This is a genomic window from Klebsiella sp. CD33, from assembly GCF_051992865.1.
Classification (GTDB): Bacteria; Pseudomonadota; Gammaproteobacteria; order Enterobacterales; family Enterobacteriaceae; genus Klebsiella; species Klebsiella pneumoniae.
Map to the genome: position 1 here is coordinate 3,769,940 of NZ_CP197023.1, position 22,495 is coordinate 3,792,434.

The following is a 22,495-nucleotide window of genomic DNA, read 5'->3' on the forward strand; positions in this document are numbered from 1 at the left end:
CCCATGCACGTAGAAGACTATATGAATGAAACACCCGCCTGTCTGCTCGCTATGCTGACGCAGACGCGGGAAGATCTCTGGCAGGCGGCAAAAGCGCTAACGGAGCGCGGCGTCACGCGTATTATCCTGACCGGCTCCGGTACCTCTTATCACGGCGCGCTGACCGCCCGCTCGTTTATGCAGCAGTGGTGCGGGCTACCCGTTGATGTCTACTGGCCTTTTCTGCTGGATGATTCGGCGCTGACCCTCAGCGACAAAGCGCTGGTCATCGGCATTTCTCAGGGAGGCGGCAGCCTCTCTACCCTCGCCGCAATGGAACGCGCCCGGGCAGCCGGGCATCTTACCGCTTCCATGGCCGGGGAAGCGCCAGCCGTTATCGACCGGGCGGCAGATTTGGTCTTAACAGTACCCTGTGGAGAAGAGCGGGCTGGCGCCAAAACCAAAGGGTATCACTGCACCATACTTAATCTGATGCTGCTGGGGCTTGCTGTCGCCAGTCGCCAGCGGCGCCTGAGCGATGAGGAGCGCAAGGCGCTACTCGTCCGCATGGATACCACGTTTAATCATTTGCCGACGCTCATTGAGGCCTCGCAGGCGTGGGTTCTCAATCATGCCCGACCGCTTATCGACAGCGCGGATATTCGCCTGACCGGTCCGGCAAGGCTGTTTGGCACCGTTCAGGAAGGTGCGCTAAAGATGCTTGAAACGCTACGCTGTCCGGTTGCCGGTTACGAATTTGAGGAGTTCATCCACGGGATCTATAACGCCTTCGACGAGCGCTCTACCCTGATCATGCTCGATCCGTTTCCCGATGAGCGTCAGGATCGCCTGGCGGAAATACTTGGCGGCTGGACTCAGCATATTTATCGCATTGGTCCACAAGTCGAAAATAACGGCAAAAATATGCCCTTCGCATTTATTAACGATCCCGACTTTGCGGTCTTTGAATATATTATTCCGTTACAAATGGTTTGTGCCCGACTGCCGCCAGTGAAGGGCATCGATCCCGCAATACCGAAGGATCCGCAGTTCCACCAGAAAATGAAAAGTAAACAACTCAATTAATTGACGCATAGTAAAAGTTATCCGCGTTTCAGCGGAGGACCCGATACATCCCAAGGAGACCAATATGTCTATAGCTCATCAAAACGCACATACTATTATTCGCGATATTTTATCTAAGCAGCACATTGAGCGCGTATGGTTTGTTGGCTGCGGTGGTTCATTAACCGGTTTCTGGCCGGGGAAATATTTTCTCGATTGTGAAGCTAAAAAGCTGGCCGTCGGCTATGTTACCAGTAATGAATTTGTCCATGCGACGCCGAACGCGTTAGGTAAAAACAGCGTAGTGATCCTCGCCTCGCAGCAGGGCAACACCGCTGAAACGGTGGAAGCCGCCCGCATCGCGCGTCAGAAAGGCGCCGCCACTATTGGACTGGTATATACCCCCGGCACGCCGCTGTGCGAACACAGCGATTACACTATTGAATACTGCTGGGCGCGCTATCCCGAAACCGTCGATCCGACGCAGCAAAAAGCGGCATACAGCCTGTGGCTGGCGCTGGAAGTGCTTGCGCAAACTGAGGGATACGCCCATTACGATGAGATGGTCAGCGCCTTTGCCAGTTTTGAATCCGTGGTACGCGGCGCTCAGCAGCAGGTTCAGGCGGATGCGCGCCATTTTGCCGAAGCCTGGAAGACCGAAAAGGTCATCTACATGATGGGCAGCGGCCCCTCATTCGGCGCCGCGCATCAGGAATCCATCTGTATTCTGTTGGAGATGCAGTGGATTAACTCCGCCAGCATCCACAGCGGCGAGTATTTCCACGGCCCCTTTGAGATTACCGAAACGGGAACGCCGTTTATTTTATTAAAAAGCAGCGGCCGCACCCGCCCGCTGGATGATCGCGCGATCCGCTTTATCGAACGTTACCAGGGAAAACTGCAGATTATTGACGTGGAAAAGGTGGGAATCGACGCACTGCACGCCAGCGTGCGCGAATATTTCTGCGGCCTGCTGCACAACTGCGTACTGGATGTTTACAACCTGGCGCTGGCCACCGCTCGCAACCACCCGCTGACCACCCGCCGCTATATGTGGAAAGTCGAATATTGATTCGCTAACCGCCTGCCAGCCCCGGCGTAATTCTCCGGGGCTGCGTTGAGGATTACCAGCTAAAATCTTCAATACGTAATTCAAAAATATCGTGAATATAGCCAATTTCCGCTACCGGTAGCGCCACGTTATAGAGTATTTTCAGGCGCTGGAACGAGTGATTCACCATGGCAATAAATTCGCCATGCTGGCGGGTAAATTGCTCAAGATCTTTATAATGGCTAATTTCATTACGCATTACCAGACGCTCAATCATACAGCTGAGATGCACATATAAACTGATAATTAAGTTATTATTAAAATGAAAACCAAGCGTATTTTGCCACTCAGCGATAATGGTTTCGATATGGCCCATGGTTTTTCCAGCATTCAGTATCGTCAGAGAGTTGACAACGTTATGCAGTGAAAACTCACGAACCATATTTTTATTAATCAGCGCAATTTGCTTTTCATTAAGATAGCCGCTTAAGAGCTGACTCAGATGTCGATGCCCCTGCTCGCCAAGTAGTTCCTCAATGCCAACCCAGGGCACTCCGGCCAGCTGCGGGTCGTGGGTACCCACGACCGCAATAACTTCATACTGGTGGAGCAACGATACCACCGTACGACTGTTTTTTAAGCGCGTATACTCGCAGGCGATGATGTTAATATCAAAATCGTTGAGCAGGCTCTTCTCCATCAGATTTTTAAATTTAAATGCGGTACCGATACCTGTAATACAGGTCACCAGCAGCACACGCTCTTTTTTTTCTGCGGGCCAGAACACATCCCAACGCGACTGATTAAGCGGCACGATCTCTTCGGCGATTTGTTCGATGTTTTTTCCCAACGCGATCTCGCTGGCAACGTTCAGCGCCATGCGGGTCGTGACGTTATCCACCACTACCAGCGGGCCGTTAATCACCGACAAAAGCGCATCGGCAATCTCCTTGGTGTAGCCCATATCAATAAGCACCATCACACCCGCACGCGTGTCCGTATGCTGGAGATAATCAACCACGGCGCGACTGACATCGTTAAACGCCACCTCCATCGGCATATCCATGGCCTGGTAGATCTTCTCGCCAATCAGGCGGTTGGCAACGCCGGCAATGCTGCTGGCGGTCGAATAACCGTGGGCGATTATCAGCGCTTTCACTTTTCCGCCGCTGGTCGCATCGATAGCATTACTGACAATGGCGGTAATCGCCAGACGGTCAAGCGTATCGATGAGCAGATCGTATTTATTATTGACGACATCCAGTAGTTTCTCCGCGATGCGTTGCGCCAGCCCCGCCGAGGAGTCCAGCCAGCGCTGCATCACCAGACGCACGGGCTCAGCAACGCTGCGCGGCGCCAGAGGGAGGCTGGTGAGGTAGCGGCCGGTAAGATAAGCGAATTCGACATTTAGCTGAAGGTCATAATTGACAGCGATTGCTTTGCCCACATCTTCAATAAAGCGCAGCCGTTTGTCCTGCAGAGAGACCGTACTCTCCTGATTCATCAGCGCATCAAGATAGAGCGTCACGTTCTGATAAATAAGCTTTTCAAAGGTCCGCACGCTAATATTATCCTGAGCCAACTCCTCGCACAGGCTACAAATATTTTCCGTTAGCCGTTGGTATTCATGGTGACGACCAGAAAAAAGAGGCTGCGCGTCGCCATCGCGGTAAATCATAACCCGCTCGCTATTTTGCTGAAGGGTAAAAGGCGCATCCGCCAGTAATCGGTCGGGCAGCAAACCCGCTTTTATATGTAAAAGACCGCTATCACGTTCGCCAAATGTCCAGGCGCTGGCGCAAATATTGCGAATCAAATTTTCCAGCCCACCGACATTTCCTTCAAGCGTTTCACGCATTAGCTGGCTGACGATTTCGCCATCCAGCTCCAGATCGTGGTTCAAACGCTGGGCTTCACGGCGGAAAAAGTGGTGGATAAACGCCAGCCGCTCGAATTGGCCGCGTTCAGCGATCGGCAGAATTTTTACAATCACCGGAATACGGCGAATAAAGGTCGCCAGGAAGTGTTTTTCCAGATCCTCGGTTGAAGCAAAAATTAGCCGCACCGTGGCGCTGCGCTCGTCGGCGCTCTCCCCCAGCCGGCGCCAGCTACCGTTATCCATAAAATGAAACAACTTTTCCTGGCCTTCGGGCGGCAGCCGATGAACCTCATCGATAAACAACACCCCGCCGTTGCTGGTCTCGATAAGACCAGGAACGGCCTTATCGGCGCCGGTAAAGGCCCCCTTCGCATGACCAAATAACTTCGAGGTCAGTAGTTCTGGATTATTCGCGTACTCGGCGCAGTTAAATACGGTAAAAGGCGCATCGGCAGGTAAAATACCTTCATCTATTGCGTAGTGCCAGAGCTGGCGAGCTAGAAAACTTTTCCCGGTGCCAGTAGGGCCCCGCAGCAGCAGCGGCAGACCTGCGCCAGGGTAGCTGATGGCAGCCTTGCACTGGCGCAATGCTTCCTGCAGGCTGCCCTGCGCGCCAATCAGCTGCGCCAGACTATCCTGACGATCCGCGCACAGCGCCTGAATGGAGGCGTATTCGCCGTGCCGAACCGCCAGGCGGTGATGATCGCGCAGAACGGTAACGGGTAAAAACAGCACCGGGCGACCGTTCACTTTGACCACCCGCTGCTCGCGATGGAGATTATTCAGATGATGGCTGATGATGCTGCGTTTTTGCTTCAAGCTATCGGCGATGGCCATAGCGTTAAACTCGCCCAGCGCTTCCGCCGTCAGCGCTCGCCCGGCGATCCGTTGTTCTAGTTGGCGAAAAATCGACTCCTTATTCATCTCGCTCCCCTGTCAAAAGCGTAAAATTCGCTTATACGACAATTCGCGCAGGACGTCGCTGCCGCCAGCCACACTTCTTTAAAAACGCTTAATTTTTCATGGCTTAACGTTCCCCGCATGCCAGATGCGCTCGGCATAGCGGCCAATCACCGCCAGCGAGACGGCAAGGATCAGGAAAAACAGCACCTTGTGCATCCCGTTCCAGAAAAACTCAAAGAAACGGGTATAGAGATTGATCGCCAGGAAGGTTAGTCCGAAGCCGCGCAGCATTCCGTCATCGGTTTTCAGGCTGATAAAAATGCAGACGCCGGCCGCTACGGCAAACAGCAGCCCCCACGGCAGGAGTCGCGCCTGGCTCACCTGGTACCAGCTGTCTGCGTCGTAATTGCCGAAAATCGACATGATCCACAGCGCAATAAACAGGTACGTGAGGCCCATCGCCTTGCTGACGGTAAACAGCTGCCGCTGGCGAAGCAGGGATTGCGCGCCGTAGCAGAGCGCCAGCAGCGCGCCGCCGAACAGGACGAAGCGAATCGGGTAGTTCATGCCCAGCCAGTAGGCGCCCCACCCCGAGACGTAGCCGGTTTCCGCGCCGAACCAGTTGCCCAGCGCCAGCAGAAAAAAGAGCCACACCAGCCCGGAGCGGGCAATATAGCCAATGGCACCGTAAATCACGCATCCGGCCAGAAACAGCGGTGCGATATGGCCGCTGCCGTTATCCAGCCGTTCGCCAAGCTGCCATAGCGCCACCGCGGTAAAGACGACGCCCAGAAACAAAATCGCCTCGGTGCTGTAGTGCCACTGCGTCTCCCGCCGCTGGCGGCGAAAACCCCAGCCGTAGCAGACGACTGCCAGCAGCGCAGGCAGCAGGATCCGCATCAGCGCCGAGTGGCTGAACAGGCTCAGCAGCCACGCCACCAGCTCGCTGTCGGCGAACAGACTGCCCAGGGAAATCAGCACGCAGGCCAGCGCGGTCCAGAAGGCATAGCGGCTCAGGCGCCGCCAGTCAAAGGGGAAGACGCGCATCGTTTGCGCCAGCCGCTGGCTGTCCGAGGGGGTTAACTCCCCGCTGGCCTGCCAGGCATTCAGCGCGCGCTGAATAATGCGCTGCTCTTTTCGGGTTACGTTCATAGGCATTCCTTGAGACTGATGACAAACCTGTTTTCGCTAATATGCTCGCCTTTCTGCCGGGCAGCGGCTGTCGCCCTCCCCGGCCTAATTAACCATTTATATATCAGATTGTTACTCCTTACCGTAAGCCCGCGTAAGCGCAGCGCCGCCGAGCATGATATCAGGCACGGAGCCGCTTTATTGCCGGGTGGCGGCTGGCGCCTTACCCGGCCTACGGTCCGTATCAGCCAGCCGTTAACTTACCCACTAGTGCGACTGAAACTGCCGCTGTTGCGGCCTCAACATCGCTGAGACGTTCCCGGAAGGCCGGGGCAGCCCGCATGGATGCGGGCTGAGGGCCGTGTTTTGCACGGACGCTGCCTCGGCCCGACCCGAAGCCTGCAGGGATAAGTCGAAGGCACCAAGCAGTGGCGATGTTGCTGGCCGGAGCCCGGGGGTACAGGGGGCGGCGGCGACTGGCCGCCCCCTGTGCGCTCCCTGCGCCGTAAGAGACATAACGCAGAAGACTAACCGGGAGCGCAATGTGCGCTGAAGCCACAGATAACATAAAAGACTTCCCGGCAGGGCTTTGCCTTCCCCCCTACTCCCGGAGGGAGAGGGAACCGTCCAGCAGCGCCGACCGGGCAATACCCGAAGATGGCACATTGCCAGCCATCTGATTCCCTGTGATTAATGTTGGTCCAGCCACGCCAGCGCCTGCTCGCCCGCCTCGTCCATCGGCAGGTAGACCAGCAGGCGCGAGCCGTTGCGCGGCGCCGAATACCAGTACATCTGCTGCAGGCTGAATCGCCCGAGCTGCGGGTGGTTAAAATGTTTAATCTGGTTTTCCACGCCGCGCACCTCGTAGCGCTGATGCCACAGCGCTTCAAACTCCGACGAGGCGGCGAAAAAGCGCGCCAGTTTGTTTTCCCACGCCGGATCGCCGCGGTGCTCGGCCATCGCGGCGCGGAAATAGGAGACGAAGGTCGGCAGCACATCGCGATTTTCGATCCGGCTGCGCCAGGTCTCATGGGTCAGATAGAGATAAATGCAGTTGCGATCTTCTTCCGGGAGGGTGGCGAAATCGATGCCCATCAGGCGGCAGAAGCTGTCGTTCCACGCCACAATATCAAAGTTCGGTTTCTGAATGCTGGCCGGCTGCGGCATCAGGCTGTCCAGCATCCGGCGGGTCCCTGGGCTGATGCCTTCGCACACCGTCACCTGGGTGGCTTCCGGCGGGGTCAGCACGGCGAGCACGAACAGATGCCGGGTCTCCAGCGGACTGCACTGCAGGGCATTCGCCACCCCCACCAGCACCGCCTCCGACGGATTCACCTCCCGCCCCTGCTCCAGCCAGGTGTACCAGGTAACGCCGACGTCGGCGAGCATCGCCACCTCTTCCCGGCGCAGACCCGGCGTGCGCCGGCGGCCCACCCGGGGCAACCCCAGGCGCTGCGGATCGAGGCTTTCACGGCGGGCGCGCAGAAAGGCCCCCAGCTGTTTGCGTCGATCGTCCGGCACGGCGATCGTCGACTCCCGTTGCGGCATCGTGGTCATCACCCCTCCAGCATAGTAGTGCCAATACCAGTATAGACAGGAACTGGTACCCGTTTAATTTATCGGTAATGCTACGTCGGTCTGCTGAATGACGCAATGGAGAATCCCATGAATACGTCTGCTGTTTCACCCGGCCGCGCCGGTCTGTTGCTGCTGCTGAGCGGCCAGATGCTGCCGCTTATTGATACCTCGATCACCAATGTGGCGCTGGACGCCATCACCCACACCCTGGCGGCCAGCGCCACGCAGCTGGAGCTTATCGTCGCGCTGTACGGCGTCGCCTTTGCCGTCTGCCTGGCGATGGGCAGTAAGCTTGGCGATAACTATGGCCGCCGGCGCCTGTTTATGTGGGGCGTCGCCCTCTTTGGCATCGCTTCCCTGCTGTGCGGGATGGCGAACAGCATCGGCGCCCTGCTGGTGGCCCGCACCCTGCAGGGCGCCGGGGCGGCGCTGATTGTGCCGCAGATCCTCGCGACCCTGCACGTCACCCTCAAAGGCCCCGCCCACGCCCGGGCCATCAGCCTGTATGGCGGGATCGGCGGGATCGCCTTTATCGTCGGTCAGATGGGCGGCGGCTGGCTGGTGTCGGCGGACATCGCCGGGCTGGGCTGGCGCAACGCCTTTTTTATCAATGTGCCGATCTGCCTGCTGGTGCTGGCTCTGAGCCGCCGCTATGTGCCGGAAACCCGTCGCGAGACGCCGTCGCGGATTGACTGGCAGGGTACGCTGTACCTCGCGCTGATCCTCTGCTGCCTGCTGTTCCCGATGGCCCTCGGTCCGGAGCTGCACTGGCCGCTGTGGCTGCAGCTGATGCTGGTGGCGGTCCTGCCGCTGCTGTTCGCCATGCGTCAGAGCGCCCTGCGCCAGCAGCAGCGTGGCGACCATCCTCTGCTGCCGCCGCGTCTGCTGCAGTTGACCAGCATCCGCTTCGGGATGGCCATCGCCCTGCTGTTTTTCAGCGCCTGGTCCGGCTTTATGTTCTGCATGGCGCTGACCATGCAGGAGGGGCTGGGGATGGCGCCGTGGCAGTCCGGCAATAGCTTTATCGCCCTCGGCGTGGCCTATTTTATTTCGGCGCTGTATGCCCCGCGGCTTATCGCCCGCTACAGCATGGGGCGGATCCTGCTGACCGGTCTGGCGGTGCAGATCGCCGGTCTCCTGCTGCTGTGCGCCACCTTCTCCCGCTTCGGCGTCGCCACCAGCGCCCTGACGCTGGTTCCCGCCACGGCGCTGATCGGCTATGGCCAGGCGCTGATCGTCAACAGCTTTTATCGGATTGGTATGCGCGATATCAGCGCCAGCGACGCCGGGGCCGGGAGCGCAATCCTCAGCACCCTGCAGCAGGCGACCCTCGGTCTCGGACCGGCTATCCTTGGTTCGCTGTTCCTGGCGCTGGCCCGTCGCGGCGGCGGAAACTATCCGCAGGCGCTGATTGATTTTCTGCTGGTCGAGGTGGCCATGATGCTGTTGCTGGGGGCGATAGCGCTGTGGCTGCGCCATCATCTCAACCGACAGCCGGCGACGGTGGCCTCGTAATACCGGCGGCGGTAATTTGCATAATAGCTATCCAGCGGTCATCATACCCGCTGGATATTCAGGAGACGTTATGCAGGAATTAATATCGCAAATTGCCGCCTTAGGAATCGAAATAACCCCCACCCGCTCGCTGATGATTATCTTCGGCATTATCTTGTTCACCGCCGTGGTCGTGCATCTGATATTGCACAAAGTGGTCCTGCGCGCATTTGAAAAACGGGCGCTGGCCAGCAGCCATCTGTGGCTGCAAATCATCACGCAGAATAAACTCTTTCACCGACTGGCCTTTACCCTGCAGGGGATCATCGTCAACGTCCAGGCGGTGCTGTGGCTGCAAAAAGGCAGCGAGGCCGCGGAAATATTAACCACCGTGGCCCAGCTATGGGTGATGATATATGCCATGCTGTCCTTCTTCTCGCTGCTGGATGTCATTTTAAAACTGGCGCAGAAATTTCCCGCCGCCTCTCAGTTGCCGCTGAAGGGCATATTCCAGGGAATTAAGCTGGTGACGGCGATTATTATCGGCATTCTGATTATTTCGCTACTGATAGGCCAGTCGCCGGCGATCCTGATTAGCGGGCTCGGCGCGATGGCCGCGGTGCTGATGCTGGTGTTTAAAGATCCGATCCTCGGCCTGGTGGCCGGTATTCAGCTCTCGGCCAACGATATGCTCAAGCTTGGCGACTGGCTGGAGATGCCAAAGTACGGCGCCGACGGCGCGGTGATCGATATCGGCCTCACCACGGTCAAGGTACGCAACTGGGACAATACCATCACCACCATTCCGACCTGGTCGCTGGTCTCCGACTCGTTTAAAAACTGGAGCGGCATGTCGGCCTCCGGCGGCCGCCGCATCAAACGCAGCCTTAACATCGACACCACCAGCATTCATTTTCTTGACGAACAGGAGCAGCAGCGCCTGATCCGGGCGAAATTACTCAAACCCTATATGGATTCGCGCCACGAGGAGATTAGCGCCTGGAACCAGCAGTACGCCGGGGAACAGTCGGTTCTCAACGAGCGGCGGATGACCAATGTCGGCACCTTCCGCGCCTATCTGCAGGAGTATTTACGCCATCATCCGCGCATCCGCCAGGATATGACCCTGATGGTGCGCCAGCTGGCGCCGGATGCCAACGGCTTGCCGATCGAGATCTACTGCTTCACCAACACCGTGGTGTGGGCGGAATATGAGGGGATCCAGGCGGATATTTTCGACCATGTCTTCGCCGTGGTGGATGAGTTTGGCTTACGCATTCATCAAACGCCCACCGGCAACGATATTCGCGCGCTGACCGGCGCCTTCTCCCGCTGATCCTCAGACGCTGGCGCGGTCTATCACGCGCCAGTCCATCATCACCCGCTCGACGGCAGCGTCGGGATCGTCGATGCGTTTCATCAGTAGAGACACCGCCGTGCGGCCGATCGCCCGGGAGGGCTGTTCGACGGTGGTCAGCTGCGGGGAGACCACTTCCGCCAGCTCGGTGCCATCGAAGCCGATCACCGCGATATCCTCCGGCACCCGCAGTCCGGCCTGGGCGATAGCCCGCAGCGCCCCGGCGGCGAGGGAGTCCGAAACGGCAAACACCGCATCGGGCTTCTCGTCTTGCGACAGCAGTTGCTCCATCGCCCGTTTACCGGCCGCCGCGCTAAGATCCTGCGCGTAGGTCACCTGCTGATACGCCAGACCGTGCACGTGCAGCACGCTTTTATAGCCGCGCTCGCGCAGACGGGCATAGCGATAGCTGAGGTCGTGATTAATGAGCGCGATGCGTCGGCGGCCGCTATCGGCCAACCGGGATACCGCCCCCTGAGCCGCCTCAACGTCGTTAATCCCGACGCAGGAGATGCTGCCGGTGTCGGCATACTCCGCGCACTGCACCCAGGGCGCGTCGCCAATCATGGTGGTCAATTCCGGCAGGCTGGAGAGCGCGTTCATGGTAATAATGCCGTCGACCATTTTGCCGGAGAGCAGCTGCAGGCCCGAGGTCGAGCGGGCCAGATCCGACCCGGAGTTACACAGCAGAATGCGGTAGCCATTCTTCTCCGCCTCTTCTTCTATCCCCTTCACCACCTCGGCGCAAAAGGGGTTAGCGATATTGGAGACCATCACCAGGATCATATTGCTGCGGGCGGTTCGCAGCTGACGCGCCAGCAGGTTCGGCTGATAGTTGCTCTCTTTGATCGCCTGCAGCACGCGCTCACGGTTTTTGGCTTTTACCGTATCGCTGTTGTTCAGCACCCGCGACACCGTGGCCACCGAGACGCCGGCCAGACGAGCAATTTTCTGAATAGACATAAACCCTGCACTTCCTGCGATAGAGGTGGATCCTGCAGGCTATCATAAATGACCTCTGATTGGCCTGCCAGCCTGGCGCGAAAGCGTAGCTCAGCGAGACGGTGTCCCGGGAAACTATTAATAATCAGGGCTTCTCTCCCGCCCCGTTAACGCGCATCCTTTTGCCGTTTCATATTCTCATTAGCGCAGGAGGCGCAACAGACCGCCTGCGCCCCATTTTTTCTTTTATGATTAAGGATGATATCCCCATGAGGCTCTCCACCGCGGTTCTCGCCCTCAGCTGTGCCCTGGCAACGATCACCGGCTGCACCTCGTCAAAATCGTCACCGGAACGCCATGCCTACGCCTTCGTCGCCCACCGCTCCGATTTTGTCGGCGGCAACTTCACCGTCAACCGCCAGGAAAATTACCGTTTAAACCTGCCGACCTTTACGGCGATGTATGCCCGCGGACAGCAGGATAAAGCCGCTGGCATGAGCGAAAGTGATGCCCGCCGCACCGCGGAAGCCATCAAACAGCAGGCGGCGCAGGGCACCCGCACCGAGCACGCCTTCACCGGCAATGCCAGCGACAAATGGGATAATGCGATGGAAAATAAAGATGCCGTCCTGTTCGGCAACGAGCTCTCCGGTGCCTATCTCGACGGCTATCTTGGGGTGAAATAATCCTGCGCCCCGCCTGCGCTCAGCGTTCGACGCTGACCCAGCGCTGCTGCTGATGGCTTTTGACGATCGCCTCGATGATGTACATCACATCGGCGCCGTCGTCGAAAGCGGCGAAGCGCCGGGCCCCGGCCGCCGGCATCTTCCCGGCGCGCACCGCCTGATAAAAATGCCCCATCATATTCTTAAAAGCGTCCGGCCAGCCCTCAATATGGCCGCCGGGGTAATGGGCGCTGTCAGCGATTTCCGGCCGCAGCAGGCTCGGGTCATCGCTGAGCAGGCGATCCGGCTGCTCGCGGTGGCCGATCCACAGCCGCTGGGGCACTTCCTGATCCCAGGCCAGAGAACAGAGGCTGCCGTTAATCTCCACCGCCAGACGGTTTTTCCGCCCGGCGCTCACCTGAGAGACCATAAAGCTGCCCTTGCTGCCATCGTCAAAACGCAACAGCACCGAGCCAAAGTCCTCGGTATCGACAGGCCGCGTTTCATATGCCTGCGCCTCGTGAACGGCGCTGAAGGTCGCTTTGCCATTGACCGGCGCTTTACGCGTTGGCCAGACGATAGACAGATCTGCCATCACCTCGACAATCCGCCGACCGGTCATAAACTGCACGGTATCGCACCAGTGGGAGCCGATGTCGGCCACCGTCCGCGACGCGCCGCCCTGCGCCGAATCGACCCGCCAGTTGTAGTCGGTCTCCAGCAGCATCCAGTCCTGCAGATAGCTGCCGTGGGCCGCGAAGATTCTGCCGACCTCGCCATGGCGGATCATCGCCGCCGCCTGCTGGACCATAGCGAACTGGCGATAGACGAAGCTGACGCCATGCACCACGCCGGCCCGGGCGGCAAGCGCCACCAGCTCCCGCGCCTCCTCCGCCGTCATACACAGCGGCTTTTCCGAGAAGACGTGCAGCCCGGCGGCGAGGATCTGCCGGTTAATCTGGGCATGCAAATGGTTCGGCGTACAGTTATGCACCACCTGCAGCCCCGGATGGGCCAGCAGCGCCTCCACGCTGTCGTAGGCATGGGCAATGTTCAACGCCTGCGCCTTGCGCTGCGCCGCCTCAAGGCGGCTGTCGCACAGCGCCACCACCTCGACATCTCCCAGCCGCCGGAGCGCCTCCAGATGCGCCGGGCCAATAAACCCTGCCCCGATAATCGCGACCTGAATCATGTTATTCCCTCCCGCCGGCGGCAAAGTCATCGAAGGCCCGTCCGGCAACGGGAATGATATGGCGGCGGATAAACTCGCTGCCCTCGCGCGCGCCGGTCTCACTATCCTTCAGGCAGCACTCCCACTCCAGCACCGCCCAGCCGGCAAAATCATATTCGGTCAGCTTACTGAACACCCCTTTGAAGTCGATCTGTCCGTCGCCGGGAGAGCGGAAACGCCCGGCCCGCTGCTGCCAGGGCTGGTATCCACCGTAGACGCCATTGCGCCCGTTGCGGCGAAATTCGGCGTCCTTGACGTGAAACGCTTTAATACGCGCATGATAGATATCGATATAGGCCAAGTAGTCCATCTGCTGCAGATGCAGGTGGCTCGGGTCATAGAGCATATTGCAGCGCGGATGGTTATCCACCAGCGCAAGAAAACGCTCAAAGGTCACGCCATCGTGCAGGTCTTCGCCGGGGTGGATCTCATAGCAGACATCGACCCCCTGCTCGTCGAAGAGGTCCAGCAGCGGCCGCCAGCGCCGGGCCAGCTCGGCAAAGGCCTCATCCAGAAGCGGCTGATTGTGCGGCGGCCACGGATAAAAAAAGGGCCATGCCAGCGCCCCGGAAAAGGTCGCGTGCGCCTGCAGCCCCAGGCGGCCGGAGGCTACCGCCGCCTGGCGCACTTTCTCCACCGCCCAGCGCTGGCGCGCCTGCGGATCGCCATGCAGCGCCGCCGGGGCAAAGGCATCAAACGCCGCGTCATACGCTGGATGCACCGCCACCAGCTGTCCTTCAAGGTGAGTGGACAGCTCGCTGATCACCAGCCCATGCTCCGCCAGGATGCCGCTGACCTCGTCGCAGTAGGTCTGGCTCGCCGCCGCCCGCTCGACATCAAAAATCGCCGGGTGGTTGCAGGGGATCTGCAATGCCTTGTACCCCAGGCCGGCGGCCCACTGCGCTATCCCCGCCAGGGTGTTGAACGGCGCCTGCGGCCCGATAAACTGCGCCAGAAAAATGCCCGGTCCCTTAATCGTTTTCATACCCCCTCCTGAAAAATTAGTGCGGCTCTTTCTCGTTGTACTGGAAAGAGAAAAGGAAAATCAGCGCGATAACCGCGGCGGCCACCGCCGGGATCCACCAGAAGGTCACCCAGGCCTGAGGCACGCTCTGGCCGGCCACCAGATGGTTATACAGCGCGCCGGAGATCTGCGAGCCCAGCAGCATGCCGATCCCGTAGGTGAACATCACAATCATGCTCTGCGCCTGGCCTTTTACCTTCTCGCCCGCCACGCGGTCGGTGTAGATAAAGCCAACGACAAAGAAAAAGTCATAGCACACGCCGTGCAGCAAAATGCCCAGATAGAGCAGGAAGCGCCCCTCCTCGCTGACTCCGAGAGCGAAAAAGGCGTAGCGGACGAACCACGCCGCCATGCCGATGAGCAGCATGTATTTCACCCCGAGGCGACGGAACAGCAACGGGATCACCAGCATAAAGACGATCTCTGACATCTGGCCGAAGGACATCGCGGTGCTGACATCTTTGACGCCGGCATCCGCCAGATACGACGCGGTATAGGCGTAATAGGTGCCTAACGGCACGGAAATTAAGGTGGCGCAGAGGGAGAAAATCAGGAAATGGCGGGTTTTCAGCAGCGCGAAGGCGTCCGCGCACAGCAGGTCGCGAAACTGAACCGGCATGCCTTTGGCCGGCGCCGGGGTGTGCGGCAGCGTCAGGCTGTAGAGCGCCAGCGCGACCGAACAGAGCGCCGCCAGCGTGAAGATGCCGGTGGTATCAGAGATACCGGTCACCCCGATGCAGATCCCGGCGATAATCCAGCCGATGGTGCCGAACACGCGGACCACCGGGAAGGTTTTATCGACATTGGCCAGGCTGTGGAAGGCGATATTGTTGGTCAGCGCCAGGGTCGGCATATAGCACAGCGTATAGCCGAACAGCAGGCCAATCAGCAGCGCGCCGTTCTGCGCCACCAGCGCCTGCGGGACAAACCACAGGATCGCCGCCCCGGCCAGGTGCATCACCGCCATCACCTTCTGCGAGGCGAAAAAGCGATCCACCAGCATCCCCAGCACAAAGGGAGACAAGATGGAGGCGATCGGCCCGGCGGAGAACGCATCGCCGATCAGCAATGACATCTCATAGCGGGTCATCACCAGCCCCAGGGTCACCGACCAGCTGCCCCAGATAAAAAACTGCATAAACATCATTAACGACAGCCGCGGCACCAGAAAACGGTGGCTCACGCGGACACTTTCCCGACCTTCTGTTGTTGTGACCATGTTGCTCGCCCTCAGAAAAGTAATCGATTACAAAACCACTCAAAACAAAAGTAATCGATTACAAAAAGAAGATCGCCAGGCAAATGCGCCGCCTGCGAAGAGGATCACAATAAAAAGGCAGGCAGCCCCGCCGGACGGCGGGGCATCTCGCTTACGCCGGGCGGCGCAGCAGTTTGAAGGCGATAAACAGGAACAGGATCCACACCGGCAGCAGGATCGCCGACAGACGCATGCCGTCGATAGTGCACATCAGCGCCAGGATCAGCCCAAGGAAAGCAATGCAGAAGTAGTTGCTGGCGGGCGCCAGCAGCGCTTTGAACTTCGATTCGCGCCCTTTGCGGCGCTGGGCGGCGCGGAACTTCAGGTGCGCCATACAGATCATGATCCAGTTCAGCAGCAACGTCGCCACCACCAGGGCCATCAGCAGCCCCAGCGCTTCATGCGGCAGCAGGTAGTTCAGCACCACCACCAGCGAAGTGATAATTCCGGAGAGCAGCAGGGAGTTCACCGGCACGCCGCGCTTGCTGACGCGGGCGAGAAATTTCGGCGCATTACCCTGCACCGACAGGCCGAACAGCATCCGGCTGTTGGAGTACACGCCGCTGTTATACACCGACAGCGAGGCCACCAGAATGACGAAGTTCAGCGCGGAGGCCACCAGGTTGCTGTCCAGATTATGGAAAATCATCACAAACGGGCTGCTGTCGGATTTGATCTCCACCCACGGGTAGAGCGCCAGCAGCACCACCAGCGAACCGATATAGAACAGCAGGATACGATAGACCACCTGATTGACCGCTTTTGGAATGCTCTTTTCCGGGTTTTGCGCTTCGGCGGCGGTAATGCCGATAAGCTCCAGCCCGCCGAAGGAGAACATGATCACCGCCAGCGACAGAATAAGTCCGTGCCAGCCGGTGGCGAGGAAGCCGCCGTGTTTCCACAGATTGTCGAACCCGGCTTTGCTGCCGCCGTGGCCGCCGAACAGCATCCACAGGCCGAAGGCAATCATGCCGATAATCGCCAGCACCTTGATCAGCGCGAACCAGAACTCCGCTTCGCCATACAAGCGTACGTTGACCAGGTTGACGGCGTTAATAATGATGAAGAAAGCCGCCGCCCAAACCCAGGTGGGCACGTCAGGAAGCCAGTACTGCATATAGATCCCGGCGGCGGTCAGCTCCGCCATCCCTACCAGCACGAACATCACCCAGTAGTTCCAGCCGGAGAGAAAGCCGGCGAACGGCCCCCAGTATTTATAGGCAAAGTGGGCAAAGGAACCGGATACTGGCTCTTCCACCACCATTTCGCCCAGCTGGCGCATGATCAGAAAAGCGACAATCCCGGCCACGGCGTAGCCCAGTAAGACCGCCGGACCGGCCATCTGGATAGCGGGACCAATGCCGAGAAACAGGCCGGTGCCAATGGCGCCGCCAAGGGCGATAAGTTGAATGTGACGGTTCTGTAAACCGCGATGAAGCGTCGGGCCACTTTCCGTGACGGTCTCCGACGACGTTGACGCGTCTTTCACGTCGTTCCCCTGTGTGTTTTTGTGAAGGGGCACCTTTTATCACTTAGGGGGGATTGTCGCAAGTTGCGTGGGGCGAGCGTCAGCCGCCCGCCCCGCTTTTTTTAGCGTCAGAAGTCGTAGCTCATTGAGACGCGGACGGTACGCGGATCGCCTTCGAACAGGTAAGTACCGGTATCGTCAATGCCAGACCAGTACTTCTCGTTGGTCACGTTGGTCACCCCGACGCGCCAGATCATTTCGTTCTGGTCGGCGTTCAGACGCATACGATAGCGCAGGCCTAAATCCAGGGTGGTGTAGCTATCCAGCTTCTTGGTATTGGCCGCATCGGCATACTGCGAGCCGCTATGATTGACGCGCGCGGTGGCGGTCAGGCCTTCCACCGGCTTGATGTCATATTCGGCGCCGAGTACCGCGTAGAAGTTAGCCACCCCGATGGCATCTTTACCGTCGGTTGCGCCTTCAGCGGTTTTAGTCTGTTTGGCATCCAGCCAGACGGTACTGGCGTTAAGACGCAGTCCCAGCATCGGCTCGCCAAAGACGTTCATCTCTACGCCGCGGTTACGCTGCTCGCCGTCGAGGCCGTAATTGCCAGCGGTATCGGAAATGGCGTTCGGTTTTTTGATTTCAAACAGCGCCAGCGATCCTCCGATCGTACCGTAGTCGATCTTGACGCCCACTTCGTCCTGCTTCGAGTGCGCGATCCCGGTACTCTGCCCGGCATTGGCCGCCGTCGTCGGCGCCACAGAGCCCGGCTGCAGCGCTTCGGTATGGTTAGCATACAGCGACAGCTGCTCCCACGGCTTGTACACCAGGCCAAACGTCGGCATCCAGCGGCTTTGGGTATAACGCGAAGAGGTATCTTCCAGCCCGGTGGCGTTGCTGTAGTTGCGCACAACCACTTTCTGATGACGAGCAGCGGCGGTAAACAGCACTTTATCGTTAAAGAAGCCGAGGGTATCACTCAGCAGCCAGCCCTGCGTACGGCTGCGCGAGGTGACCAGCGGATCGTGGTAGTTGCCGCCAAAATAGGCGTTATCCGGCATCGCCACATCATGGTTGTCATAGATATTAGTGGTCGGGTTTCTGGCCGACATCCGCCAGGCGGTCGCATCGGTATGCACCTGCGCCGCATAGCCGAGGTTCACCTTATGCGAAATCGCGCCGGTATTGAAATCGCCGCGTACCCCGCCCATGCCGCTGATCGCGTCGATAATGCGGTTAGTATCCAGGCGGCCCACCGTCGCATCGCCGTTTTTATTCAGAAGCTTCGGCGCGCTGTAGGTACCAATTTCATGCGAATGCTGGCCGCCGAGGGCGCTGTATACCGTCCAGCTATCGGTCAGGTCATATTCTGCCTTCGCCATGCCGAACTCGCTTTCAATATCGCTATAGCCCCACTTCTGGCTGTAGTTTTTGCTGTTGTCCGGCAGCGCCGGAACGAAATCCACGCCGCTGATATTGACGCCCATCGTACCGCCGTGGAACGTTTTCTTCTGATAGCCGAAATCGAGCGAGGAGCGGAAACGGTCGCCGCGGTAATCAAGCCCCAGCGAAGCCAGCGTGGTACGGCGTTTATCATTATCGATAGCGCCTTCACCCTCGCGGTGCACCAGGTTGACCCGGGCGCCGAACTGGTTGTTGTCGCCGAAACGGCGCCCCAGGTCGAGGGTGCCGCCCACCTGAGAATCAGAGGTATAGTCGACGCCAACGCGTGCGGTCGGCAGATCTTCCGCCCGCTTCGGCTCGAGGTTAATCATCCCGCCGACGCCGCTGCTGGCCGCGCCGTTAAGCAGGCTGTTAGCCCCTTTGAAAATTTCAACGCGCTCCAGCATCTGGGTGTCCATCACCTGACGCGGCACCACGCCCGCCAGGCCGCCCATCGTCATGTCATCGCCATCGAGCTTAAACCCGCGGATTCGATAGGTCTCGGCGAAGTTGCCGTAGCCCTGTACGGCTTGCACGCCAGCTTCGTTACTGACGACATCGGCGATAGTTTTCGCCTGCTGATCCTGAATCAGCTTCGAGGTATAGCCGATGACGTTAAACGGGACGTCCATCGCTTTTTGTTCGCCAAGCATCCCCAGACGGCCGCCGTGGGCGATCTGGCCATCGAGGAATGCCGGAACCACCAGGTCGCCGCCGGATTTAAAATCGCTGGTTTCGTTAGCCTCGACGATGAGGGTCTCTTCGCCAGGCTGCTTCGCGGCGGCAACGTCCGCGGCCATCGCCGTTTGACTGGCGGCGCCGATGGCTAAGGCCAGCAGCGTTTTACGCAGCGGGAAGGATGAATAGTGCGTGGTGTGCATAATTTGCCCCATGGATGAGGATAAATGAATCAAAGGGCCCGTCGCCGGACCCGTTATTTTTATTGCGCGTTCAGGTCGATACGTACGACGCTGTCCGGGCCTTTAGTGGAGTGGTCTTTATTGAAGGGCTGTTTGACGGTGACAAACAGCGTCTGACCATCGGCGGAAAGCAGCAGGCTGTTGGGATTGGCCGGCAGCGCCCAGCTTTTCTTCAGCGTGTAGCGGCTGGCGTCAAGGCTGATGACCTTGCCGGATTCACGCTGTGAAATATAAATTTCGTGGCGTTTCTTATTGAACTGCACCGCCAGCGAATCGCCGACGTCGAGCTGTTTAAGCAGCTTGCCGCTGTGGATATCCAGCACCAGAGTGGTTTTCGCTTTCGAGTTGTCGGTCACGAACAGACGGCCGGTGTCGCTATCTTCGGCCATATTAAGCAGCAGCGCCGGCTTGTCGCCCAGCGGCTTCCAGCGCTGTTCAATGCGTTGGTTACGCGGGTTGATCACCAGAATTTCACCGCTGCCGTTAGCGGCGTACACGCGACCGGTTTGCGCGGAGTAGTGCAGGCCGGTCATCCATTTACCGGTATTTTTAATCCGCGTTTTCAGCTTCAGGGTTGTGGCGTCAACCACCCAGATTTGCGCCGGGTCGGCGACCGCGCCAACGTAGAGAGTATTATTCAGCAACAGCAGCTGACGGGCCCCATAAGGGCGACCTTTTTCATTGCGCTCGCTGAACAGCAGGCGGTTTTTTACCTTGCCGGTGGCGGTGTCGATAGCGCTGATGCCGCCGTCCAGCGAATTGCTGACATACAGCGTTTTACCCTCCGCAGAGAGCTGTAAAGCGAAGTTTTTCAGATCGGTATGCGTCAGGCCGATGGTATTGAGGGTGTGCGGATCCAGTGTGTAAACCGCCCCGCCCTGTACATTTTTAAAGCCTTCAGCGCTGGCGACGTACAGCGCATCACCCTGCGGGCTTAACGCCATCTCGTACAGCCCTTCCGCTAGCTGGCGCTGCAGCGGTTGCGCCACGTTAGGGACTGGCGAGTCGACAACCGGTTGGGAAACGGCAGAGGAATGAGGCGTCGCGCAGCCGCTTAACGCCGCGCTGATGGCCAGCGTCAACGCCGGAAGTGTGTATTTCATTGGATCAACCCTATAAAAAATCAATGACCCGATGGACGCGCAGCGGCCGATATTGTGTGTTTCCAGCCTGCTGTCTTTACGTCACCCTACGCCTTCGCGACTCTTAGTGAACGACTCACTGGCGCAGCTCGAACCTTGCCAAAATTACGAATGAAAAAGAGAATGAGAACTATACTCATTATCTAATGTCAAACAAGTCCTGGCGGGCAAAAAAGATAATCTGCTGATTTTTTTTACGGCAATGGCGGATTAGGAGGGGAAGAAAGGATCCGTGACGGGAAAAGCGTCCCGGAAGCGATGCCGTGCACCGCCCGGATTGCAGGCCAGAAGGCACACAATGTGTTGCCTATCTGGCGCAAAGCGACACATGACAGCGCTATGTCGCTGAACGGCGATTAATAGCGCACCATCACCGACTTCAGCTCCGTATAATCATCGATAAACGCGCTGCCGAATTCGCGCCCGATGCCCGAGCCCTTCATGCCGCCGAACGGTACCGCCGGGTCGAGGAAGGTATGCATATTGACCCATACGATGCCGGCCTCAATCGCCTCCGAGTAGCGTAGCGCCTGACGAATATTATCCGACCAGACGCTGGCCGCCAGGCCATACGGTGAGGCATTAATTCGTGCCAGCGCCTCTTCTTCACTGCAATAGCCGATAAAACTGCACACCGGACCGAAGGTCTCCTCGCGCATCAGGGTGCTCTCTTCGCTGCGCACTTTGACCGCGGTCGGCTGCAGGAAATAGCCCTCCCCCGGTAGCGCTTCGCCGCCGCAGACGATGGTATCGCCCTCGTCGCGGGCGGTCTGAATGAGCCGCAAAACTTTGTCATACTGCTGGCCGTTGGCCAGCGGCCCCATCAGCGTCCGTTCATCCAGCGGCGACCCCGGCGCAAAAGCGCTGAGCTTGTCTTTCAGCAGCGCCAGTACCGCATCCAGTTTTCCCTGTGGCAGATAAAAACGTTCCGCAGCGGCGCAAATCTGCCCCTGGTTCAGGTAGCCAGCTTCAATAATGCCGTTGACCATCGCCTCCGGCGTCAGGTCATCGAGGAACAGCGCGGCGTTTTTGCCCCCCAGCTCAAGGGTCACCCGTTTACCTGACGCGCTGGCCGACTGCTGGACTTTTTCACCGGTGGCCACCGAGCCGGTGAAGCTCACCTTGGCGCAGGCCGGATGCGTAATCAGCCGCTGGGCAATCTCGCCGCCGGCGCCGTTGACCACGTTAATCACCCCATCCGGGATACCCACCGCTTTTGCCAGCTCCGCCACGCGCAGCAGCGTCAGCGGCGTATATTCGCTCGGCTTGAGGACGATGGTGCAGCCGCAGACCAGGGCCGCCGCCAGCTTCCAGATGGCAATCATGATGGAGAAGTTCCACGGCACGATGCCAACCACCACCCCCAGCGGCTGGCGGCGGGTAAAGGCGGTATATTTCTCCCCGGCCATCGATGGCAGCGAGACATCCAGCGTTTCACCGGTGACTTTCCCCGCCCAGCCGGCGAAGTAGCGCAGGAACGCCACCGACTGGTCCAGCTCGAGCATCCGCGCCAGCGTGATAGTTTTGCCGGAACAGAGACTTTCCAGCTGCGCCAGCGCTTCGCGATGCTCTGCCAGCGTGTCCGCCAGCTTCAGCAGCAGCGCGCCGCGCGCCAGCGTCGGCATCTCGCGCCACTGACTAAACGCCTGGCGGGCGCTCTCCATAGCGCGATCCGCCTGGTCACTATCCGCCGCGGTGACCTCGGCAATCGCCCGCCCGGTCGCCGGGTTGATCACCGCGAACGGCGCGCCGCGGCCCGCCTCACGTTGACCGGCAATAAACTGCCCGTGCGGCTGGCGTAAGAAGGCGGTCACTTCCGCCAGTAAGGTTATCTCGCTCATCGTCAGCACCCGTTTTTCAGCAAAGTTAACCCATCACAGCACGGCTTCCCGCCGCAGCCTATCGTTCTAAAGAACGTCATTCTTCCGGACGATATTCAACGCCCGCGCGGCGTGCTGTGAT

At 58.9% G+C, this 22,495-nt stretch carries 16 protein-coding genes; 5 read left to right on the forward strand and 11 right to left on the reverse strand.

All coding sequences use genetic code 11. From position 1 onward, the window contains the following. The first annotated feature begins 3 nt into the window (after positions 1–3). Together ACR809_RS18620 and ACR809_RS18625 are read left to right on the forward strand one after the other, a co-directional pair. On the forward strand, positions 4–1,065 hold the full coding sequence (locus ACR809_RS18620; protein ID WP_040026607.1) for an SIS domain-containing protein: 1,062 nt from the start codon (positions 4–6) through the stop codon (positions 1,063–1,065). Positions 1,066–1,129: 64 nt separating this feature from the next. Then, positions 1,130–2,116: an SIS domain-containing protein gene (locus ACR809_RS18625; protein WP_004147471.1), complete on the forward strand. Its 987-nt coding sequence runs from the start codon at positions 1,130–1,132 to the stop codon at positions 2,114–2,116. A gap of 52 nt (positions 2,117–2,168) precedes the next feature. Here the strand turns inward: ACR809_RS18625 and ACR809_RS18630 are convergent, their stop codons facing one another. The 3 genes from ACR809_RS18630 to ACR809_RS18640 form a co-directional block, all read right to left on the reverse strand. Further along, the gene (locus tag ACR809_RS18630) at positions 2,169–4,898 is read right to left on the reverse strand and encodes a sigma 54-interacting transcriptional regulator (RefSeq protein ID WP_122051486.1); all 2,730 of its coding nucleotides are present in this window, start codon (positions 4,896–4,898) and stop codon (positions 2,169–2,171) included. 96 nt (positions 4,899–4,994) lie between these two features. Next, positions 4,995–6,029: a hypothetical protein gene (locus ACR809_RS18635; protein ID WP_038806924.1), complete on the reverse strand. Its 1,035-nt coding sequence runs from the start codon at positions 6,027–6,029 to the stop codon at positions 4,995–4,997. 669 nt (positions 6,030–6,698) lie between these two features. Continuing rightward, positions 6,699–7,565, reverse strand: coding sequence for a helix-turn-helix transcriptional regulator (locus ACR809_RS18640; protein ID WP_122051487.1), 867 nt, complete (start codon positions 7,563–7,565; stop codon positions 6,699–6,701). 108 nt (positions 7,566–7,673) lie between these two features. Here ACR809_RS18640 and ACR809_RS18645 point away from each other — a divergent pair, with 108 nt between their 5' ends. Beyond that, positions 7,674–9,101, forward strand: coding sequence for an MFS transporter (locus ACR809_RS18645; protein ID WP_122051488.1), 1,428 nt, complete (start codon positions 7,674–7,676; stop codon positions 9,099–9,101). Between the two features lie 70 nt (positions 9,102–9,171). Further along, complete coding sequence (locus ACR809_RS18650; RefSeq protein ID WP_002892943.1) at positions 9,172–10,416, forward strand: mechanosensitive ion channel family protein; 1,245 nt, start codon at positions 9,172–9,174, stop codon at positions 10,414–10,416. 3 nt (positions 10,417–10,419) lie between these two features. Here the strand turns inward: ACR809_RS18650 and ACR809_RS18655 are convergent, their stop codons facing one another. Continuing rightward, a complete protein-coding gene (locus ACR809_RS18655) occupies positions 10,420–11,400 on the reverse strand; it encodes a LacI family DNA-binding transcriptional regulator (RefSeq protein WP_004176981.1) in 981 nt (326 codons plus the stop codon). Between the two features lie 248 nt (positions 11,401–11,648). Here ACR809_RS18655 and ACR809_RS18660 point away from each other — a divergent pair, with 248 nt between their 5' ends. Continuing rightward, positions 11,649–12,065 (forward strand): Exc2 family lipoprotein, encoded by a 417-nt coding sequence (locus ACR809_RS18660; protein ID WP_004183289.1) that lies wholly within the window; start codon positions 11,649–11,651, stop codon positions 12,063–12,065. A gap of 19 nt (positions 12,066–12,084) precedes the next feature. Here ACR809_RS18660 and ACR809_RS18665 read toward each other — a convergent pair whose 3' ends face one another. The 7 genes from ACR809_RS18665 to ACR809_RS18695 all read right to left on the reverse strand — a co-directional run bounded on the left by ACR809_RS18665 (position 12,085) and on the right by ACR809_RS18695 (position 22,374). Next, positions 12,085–13,236 (reverse strand): Gfo/Idh/MocA family protein, encoded by a 1,152-nt coding sequence (locus tag ACR809_RS18665; protein ID WP_016946855.1) that lies wholly within the window; start codon positions 13,234–13,236, stop codon positions 12,085–12,087. 1 nt (position 13,237) lies between these two features. Continuing rightward, positions 13,238–14,260, reverse strand: a complete 1,023-nt coding sequence (locus ACR809_RS18670; RefSeq protein WP_016946856.1) for a sugar phosphate isomerase/epimerase family protein — start codon at positions 14,258–14,260, stop codon at positions 13,238–13,240. Between the two features lie 16 nt (positions 14,261–14,276). Continuing rightward, entirely contained in the window at positions 14,277–15,482 is a 1,206-nt protein-coding gene (locus tag ACR809_RS18675; RefSeq protein ID WP_004198867.1) for an MFS transporter, read from the reverse strand. Between the two features lie 187 nt (positions 15,483–15,669). Next, a complete protein-coding gene (gene pheP, locus ACR809_RS18680; protein ID WP_004151811.1) occupies positions 15,670–17,046 on the reverse strand; it encodes a phenylalanine transporter in 1,377 nt (458 codons plus the stop codon). Positions 17,047–17,153: 107 nt separating this feature from the next. After that, positions 17,154–19,352, reverse strand: a complete 2,199-nt coding sequence (locus ACR809_RS18685) for a TonB-dependent receptor (protein WP_122051489.1) — start codon at positions 19,350–19,352, stop codon at positions 17,154–17,156. Positions 19,353–19,411: 59 nt separating this feature from the next. Continuing rightward, on the reverse strand, positions 19,412–20,494 hold the full coding sequence (locus tag ACR809_RS18690; RefSeq protein WP_004147457.1) for a YncE family protein: 1,083 nt from the start codon (positions 20,492–20,494) through the stop codon (positions 19,412–19,414). Positions 20,495–20,889: 395 nt separating this feature from the next. After that, complete coding sequence (locus ACR809_RS18695; RefSeq protein WP_122051490.1) at positions 20,890–22,374, reverse strand: aldehyde dehydrogenase family protein; 1,485 nt, start codon at positions 22,372–22,374, stop codon at positions 20,890–20,892. Positions 22,375–22,495: the final 121 nt, after the last annotated feature.